Below are 22714 nucleotides of genomic sequence, written 5' to 3'. Positions count from 1 at the left end.
TATCGTCAGGAGACCAGCGTGAAAATCAGCGTCAGAAACCTCGAACCCACGAAGGTGAAACTCACCGTCACCGCCGACGCGGAGGATTTCGAGCCTTACCTTGATCAGGCCCGTAAGGAAATTGCCAAGCAGATCAATATTCCAGGCTTCCGCAAGGGGCATGTGCCCGGTCCGATCGTCGATCAGCGCGTCGGCTTTGGTGCGGTCGCGGGTGAGGCTGCGAATAACGGCGTGCCTGAGCTTTACTCCAAGGCCTTGGAAGAGAAGAAGATCCGTCCGATGGCTCAGCCCCAACTTGATGTCAAGCAGCTGCCGACCAGCGCCAAGGATGACACCAAGTTGCAGTTCACCGCGACCGTCGAGCGCCGCCCCGAAATCGAGCTGCCTTCGCTTGAAGGCATGACTCTGGACGTTGCCAAGGCCGAAGTCACGGATGAGGACGTCGACAAGCGCCTTGACAATCTGCGTCAGCGTTTCGGCACGCTGGTGGGTGTCGACCGCCCCGCCAAGAAGGGCGATTACGCCAACATCGACCTCAAGGCCACCATTGATGGCGAGGAAGTCGACTCCCAGGAGGGCGTCAGCTACGAACTGGGCAGCGGCACCCTGCTCGACGGTATCGACGAGGCCCTTGACGGCCTTTCTGCCGGCGAGGACACCACCTTCGAAGGTACGCTCGAAAGCGGCGAGCACGAAGGACAGAAGGCGCAGATCAACGTGAAGGTCAACTCCGTCAAGTCCGAAGAGCTCCCGGAACTCGATGACGACTTCGCTCAGGAAGCGTCCGAATTCGATACGCTCGACGACCTGAAGGCCGATATCCGCAAGGCATGCGAGAACGACAACCAAGGCAAGCAGGCCAATGAGGCTCGTGACGCGTTCATCGACGCCCTTGAGAAGGACATTGAGATTCCTCTGCCCAAGGGCGTGCTTGAACAGACGGTTTCCGAGCGTCTGCAACAAGTGACCGCCGATTCCGACAAGGCTACCGACGAGCAAAAGAAGGAAGCCCAGGAGTCTGCCGAAAAGGAACTGCGCGACCAGATCGTGCTTGACACCTTGGCCGAGCAGCTGGAGATCAAGGTCTCCCAGATGGACGTGACCAACTTCCTCGCTTCCATCGCTCAGCAGTATGGCATGGATCCCGGTGCTTTCATCAATGCGATCGTCAACAATGGCCAGCTTGGCAGTGCGGTGCAGGAAGTCGGCCGTTCCAAGGGGCTTCTGGCCGGTATGCGCGCCGTGAAGTTCACTTGCGATGGGGAGGAGCTTGACCTGAGCCCGTTCCTCGGTGAGGACGAGGGCGAAGAGAACGAAAGCGTTGAAGCGGCATCCGCGGCTGCAGAGGTCGCGAATGAGCTTTCCTCTCACGACGAACCTGCCCAGGAGTAGGTCCGCCGGACCCGGTACGGCGCAAGAGGCGGTGTGTTGAGTCATAAAAGGGCGACGGGACGGGGTCCAGCATTTTCTGGATTCCCGTCCCGTACCATATCCGAGGTCCGGCCACGGTAAGGCCCTGAGTGATTCTGAACGGACAACGAAGCATGGGGAGAGGTATGTGCCAATATAGCCGGGTGAGGCGGCTGGGATTCATGGCTCTGGCCGTCATGGTGCTTGGCGCGGTCGTCGGGGTCAGCTCCGGTCTGTTGCGCCTGTTGCTCGTATTGGTTGAGCGCTTCATGATGGGATACGCCGAAAGTCCCTCGGCGTCTGGTCCGCTCGTCGTTCCGCCGTTGCGGCGCGTGGTCTCGGTTTCCGTCGGATGCACCGTTGCTGCCGCCGTTTGGTGGCTGTTGCGAACTCGTACGAAGAAGGTGCCTTCGGTGGCGCAGGCGGTGGATGGGCGGACGATGCCAGGCTGGCAGACCACCGTGCATGTTCTGTTGCAGATTTTCATTGTGGGATCGGGCGCATCGATAGGACGCGAGGTGGCGCCGCGCGAATTCGGCGCCATGCTTGGGCAACGCTTCGCCAAGGTGTTTCGACTGACCGACCATGATCGCCGGCTGATAGTCGCGGTCGCGGCCGCCGCGGGGCTTGCTGGGGTATATGCGGCCCCTCTCGCCGGCACGTTCTTCGCCGTTGAGATATTGCTCACCGACGTGACTGGTCAGACGGTGGCCTTGGCCCTTGGAACCTCCGCCGTTTCGGCTTGGTCGGCTGGTCTGATCGGTGGAAGGGGTGTCTTCTACGACATGTCTGGCTTGGGGCGCGCTGGACTGCCTCCACTGAGCCTCTCCGTGTTTGCGGTGGCCTGCGGGGTGTTTGCCGGGCTGATGGGCACCGCTTTCAGAGCCGGATCACAGTGGGCCGGTTCACATCAGCCACAAGGTGTTTCAATTGTGTGGATGTTGCCGCTTGCCGCGCTTGCCACGGGTGTTGTGGCGATATGGCTGCCTGAGGTGATGGGCAATGGACGTTCCGTGGCCCAACACGCCTTTTCGGTGCCAGGCCATGCATCCGTCGCGGCCTTGCTGATGCTGGTCGGGCTTCTGGTGGCTAAAATCGTACTGACATTAGCTACGATTCGTTCCGGTGCCTCTGGAGGCGTGTTGCAACCCGGTATCTCGATCGGGGCGACGTTGGGCGCCATCCTGGGCTTGGCCTGGGCGTTTATGGTGCCGGGCTCCAGCGTGACGGCCTGCGCCTTGGTCGGTGCTGCTGCCTTGCTTGCAGCTTCGCAGCAGGCTCCTCTGATGGCGATGTGCCTCGTCATGGAGCTGACCCAGGCGCCCATGGCGTACTTCGTGCCGGTGGGGCTGGCGGTGGCTCTTTCTATGATGGTTTCGAAGATAGTGCAAATTGGGTTTTCACAATGGCGTCGTCGTGCTGTGCGCAAAACGGATCGGACTGTCGTATGAGGCAGGGTAGTATTCTAAGAAGAAACCCAATGATGAATATAAAAGGAGATACGGTGGCAGGATTGCTGACGTCTACGCCGTCGATGGACGAGGGTGGTTCCCCGTCCGTCACGGATCCCATTTTCAACAGACTCTTGAAAGAGCGCATCATCTGGCTCGGTGATGAAGTCAAGGACTCCAATGCGAATGTCATTTGCGCTCAGATGCTTATGCTCGCGGCGGAAGATCCGAAGAAAGATATCTGGCTGTATATCAATTCCCCCGGTGGTTCGGTGACCGCCGGTATGGCCATTTACGACACCATGCAGCTCATTGAGCCGGACGTGGCCACGGTCGCCATCGGCATGGCCGCCTCCATGGGGCAGTTCCTGCTCTCCAGCGGCACGAAGGGCAAGCGTTTCGCCACTTCGCACGCTCGTATTCTGATGCATCAGCCTTCCGGCGGCATCGGTGGCACCGCAACCGATGTCCGTATCAATGCGGAGCTGATTATGGACATGAAGAAGACCATGTCTCAATTGACCGCCGAGCAGACCGGGCACACGATTGAGGAGATTTACCGGGACAATGAATACGATCACTGGTTCACTGCCCAGCAGGCTTTGGATTACGGATTCTTCGACAAGATCGTGACGACGCCCGGCACGATGAACGCGGTCAAGGATGGGGAGTGAACATGGCAAGTGAGGAAGCGAAGTTCGTAGCGCGCGCCGAGCGCATGGCGGGTTCGCGTGGCGTGGCCGGGTTCCGGCCGGAAAGCCGTTACGTCATGCCCCAGTTCAGCGAGAAGACGCCGTATGGCATGAAGACGCAGGATGCCTACAGTCGTCTGTTTGAGGATCGGATTATTTTCCTGGGTGTGCAGGTTGACGATTCGTCCGCAGATGACGTCATGGCGCAGCTACTTGTGCTTGAAAGCCAGGATGCGAACCGTGATGTGATGATGTACATCAATTCTCCAGGTGGTTCGATGACGGCCATGACGGCCATCTACGACACCATGCAGTACATCAAGCCCGATGTGCAGACGGTGTGCCTGGGTCAGGCCGCATCCGCTGCCGCAGTATTGCTGGCCGCCGGTACCCACGGCAAACGCCTGATGCTGCCGAATGCGCGCGTGCTGATTCATCAGCCGGCCATTGACCAGGGGCAGGGCAAGGCCACGGAAATCGAAATCCAGGCCAAAGAGATGCTGCGTATGCGTGAATGGCTTGAGCAGACGCTTTCCAAGCACACGGGTCAACCGGTCGAACGCGTCCGTAAGGATATCGAGGTCGACACGTTCCTGACGGCTCAGGAAGCCAAGGAGTACGGGATGGTGGACGAGGTGTTGGCTAACCGCAAGTAATCAGGTCAGTGCGTTCCGTCAAGTCGAGTGATACTGCGCCGTTGCTCCGTCTGGGTACAGGTGGGGAGACGGCGCAGTACGTTTTCCGGGTTCTTCCATGTTGTGCTGGTTGACTGCGTGGTGCGGTAGAGTGGAGCCCGATGAATTTGAATTTCGGCATTTGGCAATACGCATTGCGGACGGGGTTAGGTGCACCGCAACCAATGCCGGAACGCAATCGGGAAAAGAGGCGGCATGGGTGACGTGGTGAGCTACAAGAACAGCGTGCCGCGCTGTTCGTTCTGTGGCAAGACCGAAAGACAGGTCCACAAGCTTGTCACCGGGCAGGGTGCGGCGATTTGCGACGCGTGCATCGCCTTATGCGCCGACATGATCTCCGACGAGCATGAGGCTGATGTTGATTTCAATGCGCTCAAACTGCCTAAGCCGTCTGAAATCGATGCTTTTCTTAATCGTTATGTCATCGGGCAGCCCCAAGCCAAGCGGACGCTTTCCGTTGCTGTATATAACCATTACAAACGTGTGAATATGCAGGCTGTTGATTATGCCGGTCCCCCGGCTCAGTCCTTTTCGCCCGATCAACCGGCGGATGGCAAAAGAAGCACCGCGACGCGCGCGAGTAACCCATATGCCGGGGTGGAAGTCGCTAAATCCAATATTCTACTTCTAGGACCCACGGGAGTAGGCAAAACGTATCTCGCCCAGACCCTTGCCAAAGTCATGAACGTGCCTTTCGTCATTGTCGATGCCACCACGCTCACCGAGGCCGGATACATAGGCGACGATGTGGAAAGCGTGTTGCAGCGTCTGTTGGAAGCGGCCGATGGCGACGTGGCTCGCGCAGAGCGCGGAATCGTCTATATCGACGAGATTGACAAGATTGCACGTAAAAGCTGTGAAAACAACTCTCTGACGCGCGATGTGAGTGGTGAAGGTGTGCAACAGGCGCTCCTGAAGATCCTGGAAGGCAGCGTGGCCTCGGTTCCCCTTGCGGGGGAGGGCACCCGCAAACACCGTGAACAGCAAACGGTCAAGGTCGACACACGCGACATCCTTTTCATTTGCGGAGGCGCTTTCGTTGGGCTTGACGGTATTGTCGCCGAGCGCCTGGGCGTGCGCCACAGCGGTTTCAAGGCAGCGTCAGGCGTAGCGGGTTCATCTGATGAGATGACCGTAAAGGGTCAGCGGCTGTTGCGTCATGTTGCCGCCGATGATCTTGAAAAGTTCGGTCTGTTGCCGGAATTCATTGGTCGCCTTCCGGTGGTCAGCGTGTTGGATGAACTGACTTGTGATGATCTCGCGGACATTCTGACCAAGCCGGTCAATGCGTTGACGAAGCAATACGGCAAACTTTTCGCAGTGGACGGCGTGACCCTTTCCTTTACCGATGGAGCCATCGAAGCCATTGCCAAGACCGCGGATGCCAATGGCACTGGTGCCAGAGGTCTGCGCTCGATTATCGAACACACGCTCGAGGACACGATGTTCCGTCTGCCGGAGATGAACGGCATCGGTGAGGTCATTGTGGATGCGGATGCGGTCAACGGACAGGGGATGCCGAAGCTTCTGCCGAAGACGAAGGGACGTCTGCTGCTCAAATGACACGTCAAAAATGGCGGTATGCGACGACACGCCATGTTGGCTTTATCGAGGTTTTGAGTTATCCTAGTTGAGTTGTCGGAATGACGACAACGTTGCGCCCGTAGCCCAATGGATTAGAGCAGCTGACTACGGATCAGCAGGTTACAGGTTCGAATCCTGCCGGGCGCACTTTCATTGTCGCATTGTGCATTATCCTAAGAAATGTATTTCTGTTTGATATTCCGAATCGGATTTCATAGGCTCAACCGCGTCTGGTGCAGTGTGATTGCCTTCTTCTGATTCATCAGCGCTAACCGGTTCGGTCGGGAAGTCACCCGGTTTTCGGAACCCGGTCTTCCAGCCCGATGCCCGGTTCCCGATCGGCAAAGCCGATCCGTGAGCTCCAATCGAAGGGAGGGCGGTTGTCCCCGCCTGTTCCTTCGTCAGCCCGATGCTTGACACCAACGCATCGGGAACATCGTGTATGTCGGATAATTGTCGATATTGCCACAGCTTGCCGTTGATGGCTATCGTCGGTGTCGAAAAACGGCGATGACCGTCAACGTCGACGAAAAGATCCCTGCGGCTGGTTGTGTATTTGGTTGCTTTCGCGACATACAGGTCGTAGGTGCCATCTGTGGCGTGCTTTGCGACCGATGGACTGACGCCCGCCCTGATCGCCTGCTGTTGGATCACCGAGTTGCTCAGATGGGTGCCGTTGGCGTGGGTTGACTGGAATTTTTGGTCGAGCATTGCACTTGTGAAATCCAACAGTCTATTTGGCTCATGCTCCGCGATGTACATTGCGGCGCTGGCGGTTCGTTTTGAATAATGATCGTTTTCGGAGGAGTCCAAAAAGTCGATAGGATGCACTTGGACGTTAATCTGTCGGTCTCGTTGCAGCGTGCGCAGGGTGGGTACCAGAATCTCGTCAAGTTCGGCGCAATCGGGGCATGCGAAGTCGATAAAGAACTCGACTGTGGGGGCTTTCGGGTTGTGGTTCGCGTCTTTTTCGGCCGGTAATCCACCTTGCGTCGAAGCTCTGGACGGCCTGACCGTGACACGTTGCAAGGCGTGGTATGCGAATGGTTCGCTTGACTCCCGTCCCCAGACGTATACGCTTGCGGCGATCACCAGCAGGAATACCAGCAGGATCGATATCGTGGCGAGAACGGTTTTGCTTATGCGACGTATGCCAAGCCTACGGGTTGGTTGGTTCATTGGATCGCTGTTCGGCGTGATGCCATCTAAGTTCTGGTCGGGTACATTCATTTTGTGCATACTGTTCTGCCTGGGTGCGGGATGTGGCATGACTCTCCTTTAACAACGCCTCTGGCATGTTGTAATGTTGCAATATAATTTGTTATTGCATTATATCGATAAGGTTCGATAGCGCCCATATGTCAAGGGGTATGGTGAGAGGCTTGTATTTTGTCATGCAGATTTGGTTCTGAGCAGTTAACTTCGGTATTTCGCCAAAAATCACTTCTGACCTTGTTCGTGGCGGCCGCACAGACACTTTCGCTCGATTTTCGGTATGGAAAGGTCGTGAATCGAGTTATGTCGTGTTGTCGGAAGAGGCGATCACGGTCTTTGCGGTCTCCATCCGCGCAGGGGCTTTGTTGAATGGCGAGAACCTAGCCGGGCGTGCCGCGAGTCGGTTGCGGTCGTTATCATGGTGCCGTCGGCATGGTTCGGCGGGTTTTGCATGCCTGAGATTCCGATTAAGCGGCGACAACATGGCATGACACGGAACGTGGACGCATACAAAGGGACTTGGGAGATGGCATCGGAATTTTGGTTGGTCGCAGGATTGGGCAATCCCGGCAAAAAATATGAAGGCACACGGCATAACATGGGTTTCATGGTCGCGGACGCGCTGGCCGAGCGCTGGTCGGTGGCCTTTCATGATCACAAGGGGTTGGCCGATTTCGGCAAAGGCGTGATGAACCTTGAAGGCCGGTTCGTCAAGTTCTTCCTGGCCAAGCCTCTGACCTACATGAACGATTCGGGCGATGCGGTCTCATCCATCAGCGCATACTACGATATCGCTCCGGACCATATCGTTGTCATCCACGATGACATGGATCTCGATTTCCGACGCATCAAAGTGAAGGCCGGCGGTTCCGCTGGCGGGCACAACGGTATTCGCTCCATCGACAAGTCGCTCGGAACCAATGCGTATGCCCGAGTGCGTATGGGGACGGGTCATGCCGAGCGCGGTGCGCACGCACACGAGAACACCGTCAATTGGGTGCTGGGCGGTTTTGCTCCGGCGCAGCGCAAGGCCATGCCCGATTTTCTGGCCGATGGGGCCGATGCGGTGGAGACGGTGATGTTCGATGGTCTGAACAAGGCGCAGGAGCGGTTTAATGGTCGGTGAGGAAGTATCATCGCAGGGCAGTGACGACGCGAATTCTGGCGCGTCTGCACGGATTCGTGCAAATTCGGAATCAAATCGGGTGGGATCCCTGTCCGATTTGTTGACACGGTTGGAGGATGACGAGGCGTTTCGTGATCTGATGACCGGCGATGTCCAGCCGCCTGAAGGCAAGGGTGATCGGGCAATCATCGTTGGTGCCCCGGCTGGTATTCGCCCGGCGTTGGCGGCCGCCAAGGCACAATATGCGCCTGTGGTCATGATCGTCTCTTCGAGTCGTGAAGCCAAGGAGACCGTCAACTCGATACGTTCGTGGTACTCGGGCGCCGCCAGCGAAGTGGCCGAGCTTGAGGCATGGGAAACATTGCCGCATGAGCGGCTTTCCCCGCGCGCGGACACCGTCGCAAGCCGCATGGCAGTCTTCCGCAGGCTGAAGCATCCGCAAGAGGGTAGCGCCATGTTCGGCCCGGTTCGTGTGTTGGTCATGCCTGTGCGTTCGCTGATTCAACCGGTGGTCGAAGGACTGGCGGATGTCGAGCCGCTGGTCTTCGTCGCAGGCCATGAGATGGCGTTGGATGTAGCCTCGGCTTGCCTGGTCGAGAACGCATACAGCCGCGTCGATCTGGTTGTCAACCGTGGTGAATTCGCTGTGCGCGGCGGCATCCTCGACGTGTTTCCACCTACGTTGCCTCATCCTGTGCGCATCGAGTTCTTCGGTGACCAAATTGACTCCATTCGTCAGTTCCACGCTTCCGATCAACGCACATATGGTGAGCCGATCGACATGGTATGGGCCACCGCATGCCGTGAGCTGCAGCTGACCGATGAGGTGCGGACACGGGCTGAGTCGCTGATCGGACAGATTCCCAACGCTGACGACATGCTCAAATCCATTGCCGACGGCATAGGGGTCGGAGGCATGGAATCGCTTATCCCCGCCTTGATCGACCACATGGAGCCGGTCGCCTCCATGCTGCCTGATGACGCGGTGATTCTGCTGTCTGATCCGGAGAAGCTGCGTCGCGCCGCCGAAGACCTTTCCAAGACGGCCAACGAGTTTCTTGCCGCCAGCTGGCATGTTGCTGCGAGCGGTCACGGTGCCGGCGCTCCGATAAGCTTCGAAACCGCAGGTTTTGCTGACTTCGATGAAACCATTTCGGGACTTGAATATTCCAATCACGAGGTTTACCGCCTGACCTCGTTCGGTGTCGATGGTTCCGTGCCCGGCCGCGTGGACCTCAATGCCACGGCACCACAGGAATATCGTGGGCAGGAGGATCGTGCATCGAAAGGCGTCGAGGGGCTGATTGACTCAGGCTTCGACGTGGTGCTTACTGCGGCTTCTGATACCACACTTGCTCGTTTGCGACGGGCCCTCGGTGCCACCGGTGTCTCGGGATTCACGCAGGTGCGTTCTGATGCCGTCAATGGTTTTGTCGATGAGGCTTCGAAACTCGCCGTTTTGACCGAACGTGACCTTACCGGTCACACGAGCGCGGCGACACGGGTCAAGACCCCACGTCGTCGACACAAGGCCCTCGACCTCATGGAGCTCAAAGAGGGCGACTATATCGTCCACGAGCAGCATGGCGTCGGTCGTTTTGTGAAAATGCAGCAGCGTACCGTCGGTGCGGGCGGCAACCGGGCGACACGTGAGTATCTGGTCATCGAATATGCGCCGCCAAAACGCAATGCGCCACCGGACAAGCTCTTTATCCCCACTGACCAGCTCGATCAGGTTTCTAAGTACATCGGCGCCGAAGTCCCCAAACTCAACAAGCTTGGAGGTTCGGACTGGTCGCAGACCAAGGCCCGCGCCCGTAAACATGTGCGGGAGATCGCGGACGATCTGGTCAAACTATATTCCGCGCGTCAACAGGCCAGAGGGTTTGCCTTCAGCCCCGACACGCCTTGGCAGAAGGAACTTGAGGATTCGTTCCCGTATCAGGAGACCGCCGACCAGCTTACGGCGATCGACGATGTGAAGGCCGATATGGAAAAACCGGTGCCGATGGACCGGCTTATTTGCGGTGACGTGGGTTTCGGCAAGACGGAAATTGCGATACGCGCGGCGTTCAAAGCCGTGCAGGATGGCAAGCAGGTGGCGGTGCTCGCTCCGACCACGCTGTTGGTGCAGCAGCATTTCGAGACATTCACCCAGCGTTATGACGGTTTTCCGGTCACGGTGGCGGCCATGAGCCGTTTTCAGTCGAAAAAGGAGATCGATCAGACGCTTGCGGGCTTGGCCTCAGGGCAGGTCGATGTGGTCATCGGCACCCACAAGTTGTTGAACCCCAAAATCAAATTCAAGGATTTGGGACTGTTGATCATCGACGAGGAGCAGCGTTTCGGCGTCGAACACAAGGAGACACTGAAAGCCCTGCGCACCAATATCGATGTGCTGTCCCTTTCCGCGACCCCGATTCCGCGCACCCTTGAGATGGCCGTCACGGGTATCCGTGAGATGTCCACGCTGTCCACGCCTCCGGAGGACCGACTGCCGGTTTTGACCTATGTGGGGCCGTACGAGAACGAGCAGATCACCGCTTCGATCCGACGCGAGCTTCTGCGCGGCGGACAGGTTTTCTATGTGCATAACCGAGTCAACGACATCGACAAGGTGGCCGCAACGATCCATGAACTCGTCCCTGAAGCCCGGCTGGGCATCGCACATGGCAAGATGGGCGAAAAGCAGCTCGACCAGATCATTCAGGACTTCTGGCGACGCGACATCGACGTGCTGGTCTGCACCACGATCATCGAGACCGGGCTCGACGTCTCGAATGCGAACACGTTGATCGTTGACCACGCCGATCGTTTCGGACTGTCGCAACTGCACCAGCTACGTGGTCGCGTGGGTCGAGGGCGAGAACGCGCCTATGCCTATTTTCTGTACGATCCGGCCAAGCCGATGACCCAACATTCACACGATCGGCTTGCCACCATTGCGCAGAACACGGCCTTGGGTTCGGGCTTCGATGTGGCGATGAAGGACCTTGAGCTGCGGGGTACGGGCAACCTGCTCGGGGGTGAGCAAAGCGGTCATATCGAGGGGGTCGGCTTCGACCTCTACGTGCGCATGGTTTCCGATGCGGTCGAACGGTACAAAGAGCCGGAGCGCAAACAAGCGGTCGCTGTCACCATCGACCTGCCGGTTGAAGCTTCCATTCCGGTGGACTATATCGACTCCGACAAGTTGCGTCTCGAAGTCTACCGCAAGTTGGCCGGGGCTCGTACCGAGGGCGACCTGGCCGAATTGCGCGAGGAGTTGAGCGATCGCTACGGCTCGTTGCCCGAACAGTTCGACACTCTTTTCGATGTGGCACGTCTTCGGAGCAGGGCCCGTGAACTTGGTATCTCCGAAATCGTCACTCAGGGGTCCCGCGTGCGTGTGGCGAAGGTCGACCCGCCTGAATCGTTGCAGTTGCGACTGTCACGCATTTACCGGGGCATGCAATACAGACCGGTGACCCGTACTTTGCTCATACCCGCACCATTCGCTGGGACTTTGGGCGGCACTCCGATGACCAACTCGGAAATCATGGCTTGGGCCGATCAACTGCTTGATGACTTGGCATGGAAAGGCGGTGTCACTGCGCGATAGGTCGTGCTGTTCTGGGGGGGGGGCTTCTGTGGTCTGCAGGTCTGTCTTGGCCGGACGGCCAGTTCCGTCGCTGGCGACGGCGGTGAGCTTGAGCATAGTATGTGAGCGCTAACATAAAACCAACATCTTTTGTTGGCTTCCGTCCTTGAGAACTACTATTCTTGAACATGGTAATAACACAAAGCTGTAAGGAGCGATTGTGGCAGCAATTGAAAGCGTATACGCTAGCGAAATTCTCGATTCTCGTGGCAACCCGACCGTGAAGGTTGTTCTTGACACCGAAGACGGTGCCGAAGGTCTGGGTCTGGTGCCTTCGGGTGCTTCGACCGGTGAGGCCGAGGCTTGGGAGCGTCGCGATGGCGACAAGTCCCGTTATCAGGGCAAGGGTGTTCTCGACGCGGTGAAGGCCGTGAATGAGGTCATCGCCCCCAAGGTCATCGGCATGGACGCAACCGATCAGCGTGCCCTTGACGAGACCATGATCGAGCTCGACGGCACCCCCAACAAGGGCAAGCTCGGCGCCAACGCCATCCTCGGCGTGTCCCTTGCGGCTCTCTATGCTTCGGCTCAGTCCGCCGAGTTGCCGCTGTACCGCTACATCGGCGGCACCAACGGACACATCCTGCCGGTTCCGAACATGAACATCATGAACGGCGGTGCGCATGCTGATTTCGCCACCGACATTCAGGAATACATGATTTCCCCTTATGGCTTCGACACCTACAGCGACGCGCTGCGTGCCGGTGTTGAGGTCTACCACACCCTCAAGGGCATCCTCAAGAAGGACGGCCACGATACGGGTCTTGGCGACGAGGGCGGCTTCGCTCCGAAGATGAAGGACAATGAGGATTCCCTCAAGTACATCATGCGCGCCATTGAGGCCGCCGGTTACGAGCCCGGCCGTCAGATCGGTCTGTGCCTTGACGTGGCTTCCTCCGAGTTCTACAACAAGGAGACCGATAAGTACCACTTCGACGGTGCTGATCGCGATGCCGATTACATGCTCGACTACTACAAGGATCTCGTCTCCAAGTACCCGCTGGTCTCCATCGAAGACCCGTTCGCAGAAGAGGACTGGGGCGCCTGGCAGAAGATCACCGCTGCTATGGGCGACAAGCTCCAGTTCGTCGGTGACGACCTGCTGGTGACCAACCCGAAGCGTCTGCAGAAGGGCATCGACCTCAAGGCCGCGAACAGCCTGCTCGTGAAGCTCAACCAGATTGGCACCGTCACCGAGACCCTCGACGCCATCGAATTGGCGACGGCCAATGGCTTCACCTCCATGGTTTCGCACCGTTCCGGTGAGACCCCGGACACCACCATCTCCGACCTGGCCGTGGCCAAGAACACCCGTCAGATCAAGACCGGTGCCCCGGCTCGTGGCGAGCGTATCGCCAAGTACAACCGCCTGCTTGAGATCGAGGAGGAGCTTGGCTCCACCGCTGAATATGCCGGTTACTCCGCCTTCAAGGCTTGCAAACAGTATGTGAAGTAGTCTTGCAAGGACTTGGCTGAATTCTTGAGGTTTTCGCAACTTTAAGAATGGTGATTCTGAAGTCGGCCTCGACTGTGATATGTTCGCAGTCGAGGCCGACTTGTATGCCAACGCACGCCGCAAAGTGGCGAGCGCCGTCAGTTGTTTTGATTCAAGTCGTATATGCGGGGTAATTTCGTATCCATGGGTACATCACGTGGCAGGGCTGGAAATGGTCGTCAAAAAGCTACTCCGACTGTCTCTTCGGAACGGCACGGAAACGAACATTCCAAACGTCGCGGTTCCGGCCCGTTGCCTTTTTTCGTTGCGTTGTTCGTTATAGCGCTTGGCGCCATTCAACTCATTGCGACATTCCACAGTTATGCGCTTAATTTGGCCGATCTGAACGGGTTGAAACGTCAGGAGGCTGCGCTGATTGTCCAGAAGCAGAATCTTGAAAACGACATTTCCCGTTGGAATGACAAGGCCTACGTCACCGCTCAAGCCAGGGAACGACTCGGCTTCGTGTTTCCGGGAGAACAGTCCATACATGTTGAACATCCCGAGGCGATAACCGGCGTTCGGCCCAAAACCGATGATGATAAAAAGATGGCGGATACAGGCCAAAAGCCTTTACCTTGGTACAGTGAATTGGCTTACGGACTCAAGAAGGCGGACGATCCGCTGCCGAAAGCCTCGAACGATAATGGTGTGCACAAAGGAGGAACCACGGAAAGCGACCGGACTAACGGCGACAATGCAGCCAATGATGCTCACAACGGAGCGACAAGCCAGCAGAACCTCAACGTGCCGCAATAGGGAACCGGCATTATGTCGGTGGGCGTGAAGCCGTTGCTGTGTGGTAAGGTTCAATGTCCTATGGTTCACGACGGCCAGGAGCGTCATGCAGTCGAACACAATATTCGGGTATGCTCGATCAATGCTCGGCTGTCAGCGACTGTTCGACATCGGTGAGGATCGAATGTCGCAGTGATGGTGACTATGTCGGGGGATAGTATGTCAGATGCCATCGCGACGAGAAATGGAATGATGACTAGCATGTTGGAAAAGCTTCCAGACGACGAGATGAACGTCGAAATACAGACAATGATGGACAGATTGTTTGCCGAACCGTTGCGTTCGGACGATATCGACATCGTTCGGATCCAGCTTGGACGGTATCCGCGTGGAATGGTCGCGGTGGGCGCCAGATGCGTGTGTGGACGCCCGCTGGCGGTCGTGACTCGCCCTCAGCTGTCTGATGGAACCCCGTTCCCCACCACCTTTTATCTGACCAGTCCTGAAGCCGTCAGGGCCGTTTCGCATGTCGAGGCTGACGGCTCCATGAAACAGTATACGGCATTGATCGAGAACGATGAGGATATTCGTGCCGGTTATCAGCGTGCGCACCGTTGGTATCTTGGGTTCCGTCATGCGCTTGCGGTTCGATTGTCTGACAGCGAGGAACATATTTCGGGCATCAGCGCCGGCGGTCTGCCCACGCGCGTCAAATGTCTGCACGCCCTTACCGCTCAGGCTCTGGTGATGGGCGAAGGTATCAATCCCATAGGTGATATGGTGTTGGAGCGTGTCGGCATCGAATTCAGCCCATCGGTGTGCCGGTGTGCCCCTGTAATGTAGCCGTGACGGGTTATCGTCGGGAATAATTAAGTGGACGGGTCGAACCGGACGGGATACAAGGATGGTATTGCATATGGTGGATGACGTTAGGGATTCGGTGACGGTTGCCGGTATTGATTGCGGCACGAACTCGATTCGTCTCAAACTTTCCAAGGTCTATCGCGACGGACGCTGTCAGGATGTGGTGCCTCGTGTCTTGCGAGTCGTGCGGCTTGGGCAGGATGTCGACAAGACCCATTGTTTCGCACAGGATGCGTTGGATCGGACTTATGGGGCGGCACGGGAGTTCGCGCGGATTCTGTCTGAACATCCGGTCGATGGCATACGGTTCGTGGCTACTTCCGCGACCCGTGATGCACGGAATCGCGACGTATTCGAAGATCGCATGGAGGACATTCTGGGCGTACGGCCTGAGGTGATACCGGGCACGGAGGAGGCTGCGCTAAGTTTCCTGGGTGCCACTAGTGTCGTGTCTCGTAATGCGTTGGCCGCACCGTTCATCGTTGTCGACCTTGGAGGCGGCTCGACCGAACTGGTGCTTGGAGGTGATGGTGAATCGACCCCCGTCACGTCTGTGGACTCGGCGTTTTCGATGGACATCGGATCGGTTCGTATGACCGAACGGCATTTGTTGTCCGATCCGCCCACGCAAGCCCAAATCGACGATGCGATTGTCGATATTGACCGCCATATTGATCAGGCATTTACTCATGTGCCGGTAGGGCGCGCTCGTACCATCATCGGAGTGTCCGGGTCGGTGACCACTATGACCGCCCTTGTGCTTGGTCTTACGCAGTATGATCACCGTAGCGTCGATGGGGTACGGGTGGCGTTCGATGAGGTCTTCGCCGTAGATGACCGATTCCTGCACATGAGCCGGGCTGAGCGGTCGACGTACAAGACCATCCATCCAGGCCGTGTCGACGTGGTTGGCGGCGGTGCCTTGGTGTGGAACAGAGTGCTTGCCAAAGTGGCGCAGCAGGTACGGGCTGAGGGTGGCCCGATCATTGACTCCTTCGTTTCCAGCGATCACGGGCTATTGGATGGTATCGTCCTTGATTACGGCATGAGGATGCTTGCGCGGCGCTGATTGCTGTGGCCTGGCGTGGCGACCGTAGGTGGTGTTGTCGTCTGTTGTGGTGAAAGGCTGACCTGATGCGGGCGATAGCATGTCGTTGGATGTGTATGCCGATCCGTTCGATGATGCCCTGGACTGGACCTGGTTGGCAAGGCCATGGACGTCGTCCTTCTTCGTTTCCTGACCTGTTCATCTCTGACGGGATCATGTCGGCCTCGTGATTTCAATGCCTGCAGAGGTCATTACGTGACCGCGCTTTGACCGCATCTTGACCACATACTTCGGTTGTCCCGAGTGGTTCCAGTGATGTTCAATATTGGTGAATGGTGGTAAAACCCAGCCGAGAGTAGTGATAAGTGCGTATCTGTTGTTGGGGGCGTTTTGGATACATGTGTTGTTTTGTGGTATCCGTTTTGATGTGTGATGGGGCGGCCTAATCGTTGGTATTCCGGTGTTTGTACTCCCGGTGGGACTCGAACCCACAAGGCAATGCCGGCTGATTTTAAGTCAGCTGCGTCTACCAATTCCGCCACGGGAGCGTGCCGGTGTTCATGCCGACAACAAGTCATTATGCCATGCCGGCTCTACTTCTTACCAGGTGGCGCTTATCAACGATGCCCTCTTTTGGTGATAACGACCCGCGGCGAACGCATTTCTTGCCAGGGGCACCCATCAACGATGTGCTTCCAGTCAGTCGTATTCGTTTGCCGGTGCTGCTTGCTGTCGGGGGATGCCGTGATGTCGGTGAGGCCTTTGGTTGGAATGGGTGACATGCCCAGTGTCTTGTAAATGTGCATGATCGGTGTCGGGCCAAGTTCTTCGCACACTGTGGGCCGGGTCGATGGTGGCCGTGCCGTTCCTTGTGATTATGAGCGAGATGTGTTGTGGCAATGGAAAATGATGGCTCCACATCCCAGTGGCATCCGTTTTATGATCGTCAATGTCGTCGAGTGCTGAAAAGCCGAAGTGGAGGTCAGCTTGTCTGGAGGCGTGTCGCTGCAATGCGACGATAATCGACCTTCACCACGTGAGGTTTGCCGCTGGTGCTAGTCTATAGCTCATTCGTGTCTTGAAAAAGGAGGCCATGTCATGGCTGAAGGTATGCCGCAGGTCAACGCAGAGTTTGGCGCAATGCCGGTGATCGAGTTTCCGGAGGGCGCTGCTCCGGCGGGTTTGAAAGCGATCGAGATTGTGGAGGGCGATGGCCCGATGGTGCGTCAGGGCGATACCGTCGCTGTCAACTATCATGGGGTTATCTGGGGTTCGCAAGACCCGTTTGATTCGAGTTTCAACCGTCATCAGCCCGCCAGTTTCGGCATCGGGGTCGGTCAGGTCATCAAAGGTTGGGATCGCGCGGTTCCGGGTCACAATGTCGGTTCTCGTCTGGTGGTGTCCATTCCTCCGGAATATGGGTACGGACGTCGCGGCATGCCCCAGGCCGGCATCGGAGGCGACGACACGCTCGTATTCGTCATAGACATTGTTTCGACCCGCTGAAATCGTTTCGGGATTATAGTTTATAGGTAACGTCCGATGAAGGGTAAGGAGGAGTTATGGCCGAGGAGGAGAAGACCGTTCTGTTGACGCAGGCCGCATACGATAAGCTCAAGCAGGAGCTTGCGTGGCGTGAGGGTGAATATCGTGATGAGATTACCCAGCGTATCGCAACCGCGCGCGCTGAGGGTGATTTGTCCGAGAATGGCGGTTATCAGGCCGCCCGAGAGGAACAAGGCAAGAACGAAGGGCGAGTCAACGAACTCATTGTCAAATTACGTAATGCGAAAATCCTCAAAGCACCCCAGGCCGGTGTCGTGGGTAACGGTTCGGTAGTTACTCTTGAACTGGCAGGTCGTGAGAGGGTGTATGCCGTTGGGGTGCGCGATATTGCTGTGGCCACCGATTATGAGGTCATCAGCCCAGAATCTCCGATTGGGGCCGCCATTATGGGCGCCAAGAAGGGTCAGACCGTCTCTTACACCGCGCCGACGGGTCGTGAGATTTCCGTGACGGTCAAGGATGCGCAGCCGCTCCAATAACGATGGGTCTGTCTTTTTGAGCAATCGGTGATGCTCTTGATGACGCGGCTCTCATGGAGAAGAAGAGAACAGGCGGGGGTTGCAATCAACGTTGCAGCCCCGCCTTTGTTGCGTCTGCCTAGTCGGTCTCCGGTATTCGGGCGTGGCATTGGGAAGCGTCGTGGATTCCGCAATCTACCATAGACTGACGATGACCATGTAAATCGCGACCATATGGCATGCATATCCGGCGACGGTGCCAAGATGGAAGATTTCATGGAAACCAAAGATGCGGGGCCAAGGATCGGGCTTGCGCAGCCCATAGACGACGGCGCCTGCGATATAGCAGGCACCTCCTGCCACCAACAGCACCACCACAGTCGGGCCGGCGGCAGGGGACTGCCAGAAAAGACCCATGTAGGCCAATCCGTTGATGCCGAAGATGATGTAGACGATTGTGTATAGCCAGCGTGGTGCATCGATCCAGATGACGTGGATGATCAGCGCCGCCGTCGTGCATACCCACATGCCGGAGATGATGATGGTGCGCCATTTGACCGACAGCGCGAAAGAAACCGGTGTGTAAGTTCCTGCGATCAAAAGGAAAATGTTCATGTGGTCGATGCGGCGAAGCGTGTCGGTCACATGTGGTGACCATGATCCGAGATGATAGGCCGCGGAATTCGTGAACAGGATCAGTGAGCAGACCATGAATACGGCGCATGCCCATTTCAGACAGGTTCCGTGCGCCAGACATATCAGCACGATGCCTGCCGCCAGAGCCAAAGGGGCGGCAACGGCGTGTATCCAGCCGCGCAGTAAAGGCTTGGGTCTACCATGCACGTCCAAACGGACTTTTCGGCCGCTCTCCGGTGGTGGGTCGATGCCTTGGGCTTTGGCGGCGCGACGTTCGGCGCGTGCAATGATTCGGCTGGCTCGTTCTTCGGCCTGCCGGCGAACAGTGTCGGCACGGTTGGCTGCCTTCGAGCGGATGAGGGCTGCTTTCGCCTCCTGGGCACGTTGATCTGACTGCCGGATCGTCTCCTGCACGTGTCCTGTCTCGACATCGTCTGGCATGGGTCCTCCCAAGACTTTCGGCTAGAAAGGCTACGATTACGTAACCTACGAAATCGTAACCTTCATTCGTGACATTGTCCACGGTTTACGTCTCGACGGTTTCCAATGGCGTTGCCAGTGGTTCAGGTATGATGAGGAGCATGGCTGATTTTGATGAGATACTCGCTTCACAATCCGATTTCGATGCAGGCGACCGCGAATGGCTTCATTTGCTGGTCACGGATTGGCAGGTGATCGCAGACTTGAGTTTTGCCGATCTGCTTCTGCTCATCCGTCAGGACGATGGCGGATATGTGGTGGCGGAACAGTGTCGTCCTTCCACGGTCATGACGTTACGTACTGAAGATGCAGTGGGAGACAGGGTTCCGGACGATGCATTGGGCGAGGTTCAAGCCGCGATGCGCATGGATGGAGTTTATCATTCCACGGTGCTTCGTCGTATTGGAAAATCCACGGTTTGCAACGTTTACGCTCCAATCAGATGTGGCAACAAGACATTGGGATTGGTGGTAAGAGAAACCAATCTGGCTACCCGCGAGTCAAACGGTTACTACGAGTCCGAAAGCATCAATGCCGGCAAACAGCTGTTCGAAATGATAGCTCGTGGTCAATTCCCATATCATGACGCCCTTCTGAGCCAACGCCACAACGCGAGGGTATCGGACGGCTTCATCGTTCTGACGGCCGACGGCATCGTAAGGTATGCAGCGCCCAACGCAATCAGTTGCTTCCGCCGGCTAGGCACCATGCGTGCGATGGAAGGTCACTACCTGAGTGAGATAGGCGCCGGTTTGCTGCATTCGAACGATCCCGTGCCCGAAACTCTGCCATTGGTCCTGAGTGGCAAAGCCGCAGCCGATTGTGAGTTGGACGCGAACAACTCCGTGGTTTCAATTCGCTCGTTGCCGTTCTATGACGTCAACGGTCATAACGGTGCGATTGTGTTGTGCCGTGATGTCACCGAGCTACGCCGGCGCGATCAGGAATTGCAGACCAAGGATGCCACCATCTCCGAGATTCATCACAGAGTGAAGAACAATCTGCAGACCGTATCGGCGTTATTGAGGCTGCAGGCGCGCAAAACCAAGTCGAAAGAGGTCAAGGAGGAGCTCGGGGAGGCCCAGCGCCGCGTGCAGACAATCGCGACGGTCCATGAGGGCTTGAGCCAGACCGTCGACGAGGAGGTGGACTATGACCAGGTCATCTCGAACCTTCTGAAGATGAGCGTGGATCTGGCCAGTATGAAGGACCAGCATATCCATATTCGTTACGAGGGCACGTTCGGCATGATGCCTGCTCAGGACGCGACGCCGTTGTCCTTGGTGCTCACCGAGTTGATTACCAATGCCGTCGAGCATGGCTTTGCGGATCGCAAAGAGGGCAACATCACCATTTCCGTGCAACGTAACGGAAGAAACCTGAATGTGGTGGTCGAAGACGATGGATCGGGGCGTCCCACCGAGGAGAGCAACGGTATGGCCCGTTCCGTGGGCTCTGGCCTGGGCACGCAGATTATCAACACCTTCGTGACCAATGATTTCGGGGGAACCGTCCACTGGGAAGATCGCACCGGAGGTGGTACGAAAGTGGTGCTCGACATCAAGCTCAGAGCTGCTCAGGACGAAGAGTAATCACTGATTTCGTTTGCTTGACCGTTGGCCGATCGACGTGGCACGTAATACGACCGCCGGAACATGACCTGTCTGACCGGTCGTTTCGGCAGATGCCTCTTTGCATATCGTCGGGTGGAGGATATGCAACTGGGCTACGGCGATATGGAAGGGTGCCTGCAATCCAGAGTCGAAGATTGCAGGCACCCTTCCATATCGCGAACAATGAATGGTCATGTTGGCATGGCCAAGATCCTTGCTACAGTTGCATCTGCATATTCTGTGAGCGGCGAGCGCGCATGGCACGACGCTTCAATGCGCGGCGTTCGTCCTCGCTCATCCCGCCCCAAACACCATAGTCCTGATTGGTGTCAAGAGCGCATTTAAGGCATGCGTCCACGACCTTGCAGGTACGGCAGATGGCCTTGGCCTCCTCGATTTGCTGGTATGCCGCTCCCGTGTTGCCCACCGGGAAGAAGAGTTCCGGATCCTTGTCGCGACATGCAGCCTTGGCTCGCCAGTCAAAAGCACTGCTCATATTACTTACGCCTTCCTTTGTTTGTCTCAAGACAAGATAAGCACGAAACCGTGCTTTTTTCAAGACCTTTTTCCGAATATCTTAAAGGGATTCATTAATGGATTACTGTGCGTTCTGCGCCTCGGTCAGAGAGCCCACCACGCCGGGCCTGTGTGTGCCGGCCGCCAGTTCGTTGAATAGTTCGGCGTTGCGGGCGTCATCAAGCAGCACACACGAGCCGATTCCGTTGTCGGGGTAATAGTCCGGGTCCGTCCAGTAGACGGAGCCCGTAATCGCTCCGGGGCCGGTCGCTGACTTGAACGCCGTCGCCATCGACACCAATGTGGCCGGGTTGGTTTTGCTGTCCACTTCAATGGATCGCAATGCTGTATCGGCCAAGGCGGTCACCCTTTTGGGGCTATGCAGGATTTCGGGTGTCAAGCTCTTCTTGGTAATGGCCGCGATGACCTGTCGTTGCCGAGCCGCTCGACCGAAATCGCCTTGCTGATCGGAATAACGCATTCTCGAAAACGCCAGGGCCGTGTCGCCGTTGGCGATGTGGCAGCCGGCCTGCCAAGTCAGTCCAGAGTACTGGTCGGAGACGTTCTGGTCGTAGCACAGGTTCACTCCTCCCAATGCGTCGACTACGCTCTTCAATCCGTTGAATTTGACTTCGGCCACATGGTCGATTTTCTTGCCTGTAATGTCTTCGACTTCGCCGACCAAAGCGTTTTTGCTATGTAGCTGTGCCACGGCGTTGATTTTCATGGCTTCGCCATCGACCTTGACAAGGGAGTCGCGCGGAATGGAAATCAAGGAGGACGGGCCGTGAATGGGTTTGGTCAGCACGAGAATCGTGTCCGTTCTGAAACCAGGCGTGTCTTCGGCCGTTCCGCCCAAACCTGACTTGTCGCGTTCGTCGGAGCCGACGATTAACCAGGAGGTTCCGCCCGAATTCGGATGGGGAGTAAGCCAGTTGGCCTTGTCCAGACGGCTGTCCGCCCAGTTCCAAGCAGTGAATACCGTGACGATTGCCGTCACGATCAGCAACGTGAACAGGGCCAGCATCCAGTGCCAGACACGGTGACGGTGTTTGACCCTCTGTGGATGATGGCTTCCCGTGTCGTGTCCTGTTTGAACCGGTCTCAGTTTATGTAATATGTCTGCTTCGGACGGTGCCGCACTACGACGTTGAGATGGGGCAGACACCACGGCGTTGCTGGTGGAACCTGCTGAACGCCGTCTCACCCGACGGGGGTCCGGCTGTATTGAGGCCGGTGCCGTGCCGGTGGAGGGGCTTCGGGAATCGCGAATCTGATGCTGACGCACGCCTTTTGTTCCAGCTGATGCCTTGCGAACCGTGGAAAAGGTCGGAGGCATGTCGCCGCTTGACTGCACACCGCTCGGCTTTGTCTTCCTGCGTGCTGAAGAAGGCACGAAGCTTGGCGGAACCTGTGGCGTTTGAGTCCCACCTGATTGTTCAGCCATGTTTTCACCCTTCCGTTTGGACCTCTTCACTTTTACTCGT

At 57.0% G+C, this 22714-nt stretch carries 18 protein-coding genes and 2 tRNA genes; 15 read left to right on the top strand and 5 right to left on the bottom strand.

The window, feature by feature from the left end; all coding sequences use genetic code 11:
- The first annotated feature begins 18 nt into the window (after positions 1-18).
- From tig to BBOH_RS02820, 6 genes are all read left to right on the top strand, one after another.
- Positions 19-1392 (top strand): trigger factor, encoded by a 1374-nt coding sequence (tig, locus tag BBOH_RS02845; RefSeq protein ID WP_033521090.1) that lies wholly within the window; start codon positions 19-21, stop codon positions 1390-1392.
- Between the two features lie 164 nt (positions 1393-1556).
- Complete coding sequence (locus BBOH_RS02840) at positions 1557-2861, top strand: chloride channel protein (RefSeq protein WP_143242331.1); 1305 nt, start codon at positions 1557-1559, stop codon at positions 2859-2861.
- A gap of 83 nt (positions 2862-2944) precedes the next feature.
- Entirely contained in the window at positions 2945-3535 is a 591-nt protein-coding gene (locus BBOH_RS02835) for an ATP-dependent Clp protease proteolytic subunit (RefSeq protein ID WP_033521218.1), read from the top strand.
- A 2-nt stretch (positions 3536-3537) separates the two neighbouring features.
- Complete coding sequence (locus tag BBOH_RS02830; RefSeq protein WP_033521091.1) at positions 3538-4209, top strand: ATP-dependent Clp protease proteolytic subunit; 672 nt, start codon at positions 3538-3540, stop codon at positions 4207-4209.
- A gap of 234 nt (positions 4210-4443) precedes the next feature.
- On the top strand, positions 4444-5811 hold the full coding sequence (gene clpX, locus BBOH_RS02825; protein WP_033521093.1) for an ATP-dependent Clp protease ATP-binding subunit ClpX: 1368 nt from the start codon (positions 4444-4446) through the stop codon (positions 5809-5811).
- Between the two features lie 94 nt (positions 5812-5905).
- Positions 5906-5979: transfer RNA gene (locus BBOH_RS02820), tRNA-Arg, on the top strand.
- Between the two features lie 21 nt (positions 5980-6000).
- On the opposite strand, the gene BBOH_RS02815 is transcribed toward BBOH_RS02820, so the two are convergent.
- The gene (locus tag BBOH_RS02815) at positions 6001-7101 is read right to left on the bottom strand and encodes a DsbA family protein (RefSeq protein WP_081930296.1); all 1101 of its coding nucleotides are present in this window, start codon (positions 7099-7101) and stop codon (positions 6001-6003) included.
- Between the two features lie 472 nt (positions 7102-7573).
- On the opposite strand from BBOH_RS02815, the gene pth reads away from it, so the two are divergent.
- From pth to BBOH_RS02785, 6 genes are all read left to right on the top strand, one after another.
- Positions 7574-8173 carry an aminoacyl-tRNA hydrolase gene (gene pth, locus BBOH_RS02810; RefSeq protein WP_033521097.1) on the top strand — a complete coding sequence of 200 codons (600 nt, stop codon included), beginning with the start codon at positions 7574-7576 and terminating at the stop codon, positions 8171-8173.
- Entirely contained in the window at positions 8163-11774 is a 3612-nt protein-coding gene (mfd, locus tag BBOH_RS02805) for a transcription-repair coupling factor (RefSeq protein WP_044098093.1), read from the top strand. Before pth ends, mfd begins: the two co-directional genes overlap by 11 nt.
- A gap of 199 nt (positions 11775-11973) precedes the next feature.
- Positions 11974-13269, top strand: coding sequence for a phosphopyruvate hydratase (gene eno, locus BBOH_RS02800; protein ID WP_033521099.1), 1296 nt, complete (start codon positions 11974-11976; stop codon positions 13267-13269).
- A gap of 183 nt (positions 13270-13452) precedes the next feature.
- The gene (locus BBOH_RS02795; protein WP_081930295.1) at positions 13453-14067 is read left to right on the top strand and encodes an FtsB family cell division protein; all 615 of its coding nucleotides are present in this window, start codon (positions 13453-13455) and stop codon (positions 14065-14067) included.
- 240 nt (positions 14068-14307) lie between these two features.
- Positions 14308-14889, top strand: coding sequence for a DUF501 domain-containing protein (locus tag BBOH_RS02790; protein WP_420305071.1), 582 nt, complete (start codon positions 14308-14310; stop codon positions 14887-14889).
- A gap of 73 nt (positions 14890-14962) precedes the next feature.
- Complete coding sequence (locus tag BBOH_RS02785; protein ID WP_033521103.1) at positions 14963-15979, top strand: Ppx/GppA phosphatase family protein; 1017 nt, start codon at positions 14963-14965, stop codon at positions 15977-15979.
- Between the two features lie 446 nt (positions 15980-16425).
- On the opposite strand, the gene BBOH_RS02780 is transcribed toward BBOH_RS02785, so the two are convergent.
- Positions 16426-16506, bottom strand: a tRNA-Leu gene (locus BBOH_RS02780).
- Between the two features lie 550 nt (positions 16507-17056).
- Here BBOH_RS02780 and BBOH_RS02770 point away from each other — a divergent pair.
- Both BBOH_RS02770 and BBOH_RS02765 read left to right on the top strand, forming a co-directional pair.
- Positions 17057-17464 carry an FKBP-type peptidyl-prolyl cis-trans isomerase gene (locus BBOH_RS02770; RefSeq protein WP_033521106.1) on the top strand — a complete coding sequence of 136 codons (408 nt, stop codon included), beginning with the start codon at positions 17057-17059 and terminating at the stop codon, positions 17462-17464.
- Positions 17465-17520: 56 nt separating this feature from the next.
- On the top strand, positions 17521-18003 hold the full coding sequence (locus BBOH_RS02765) for a GreA/GreB family elongation factor (RefSeq protein ID WP_033521107.1): 483 nt from the start codon (positions 17521-17523) through the stop codon (positions 18001-18003).
- A 174-nt stretch (positions 18004-18177) separates the two neighbouring features.
- On the opposite strand, the gene trhA is transcribed toward BBOH_RS02765, so the two are convergent.
- The gene (gene trhA, locus BBOH_RS02760) at positions 18178-19059 is read right to left on the bottom strand and encodes a PAQR family membrane homeostasis protein TrhA (RefSeq protein ID WP_044098092.1); all 882 of its coding nucleotides are present in this window, start codon (positions 19057-19059) and stop codon (positions 18178-18180) included.
- 140 nt (positions 19060-19199) lie between these two features.
- On the opposite strand from trhA, the gene BBOH_RS02755 reads away from it, so the two are divergent.
- Positions 19200-20690: a sensor histidine kinase gene (locus tag BBOH_RS02755; RefSeq protein WP_033521108.1), complete on the top strand. Its 1491-nt coding sequence runs from the start codon at positions 19200-19202 to the stop codon at positions 20688-20690.
- Positions 20691-20928: 238 nt separating this feature from the next.
- On the opposite strand, the gene BBOH_RS02750 is transcribed toward BBOH_RS02755, so the two are convergent.
- A complete protein-coding gene (locus BBOH_RS02750; RefSeq protein WP_033521109.1) occupies positions 20929-21207 on the bottom strand; it encodes a WhiB family transcriptional regulator in 279 nt (92 codons plus the stop codon).
- 102 nt (positions 21208-21309) lie between these two features.
- Complete coding sequence (locus tag BBOH_RS02745; RefSeq protein WP_033521224.1) at positions 21310-22674, bottom strand: LCP family protein; 1365 nt, start codon at positions 22672-22674, stop codon at positions 21310-21312.
- Between the last annotated feature and the right edge of the window lie 40 nt (positions 22675-22714).

Origin of the sequence: Bifidobacterium bohemicum DSM 22767 (assembly GCF_000741525.1) — a bacterium.
Taxonomy (GTDB): Bacteria; Actinomycetota; Actinomycetes; order Actinomycetales; family Bifidobacteriaceae; genus Bifidobacterium; species Bifidobacterium bohemicum.
Note: the sequence above shows the minus strand (reverse complement) of the source record. Positions and strands in the feature narration are given on the sequence as shown.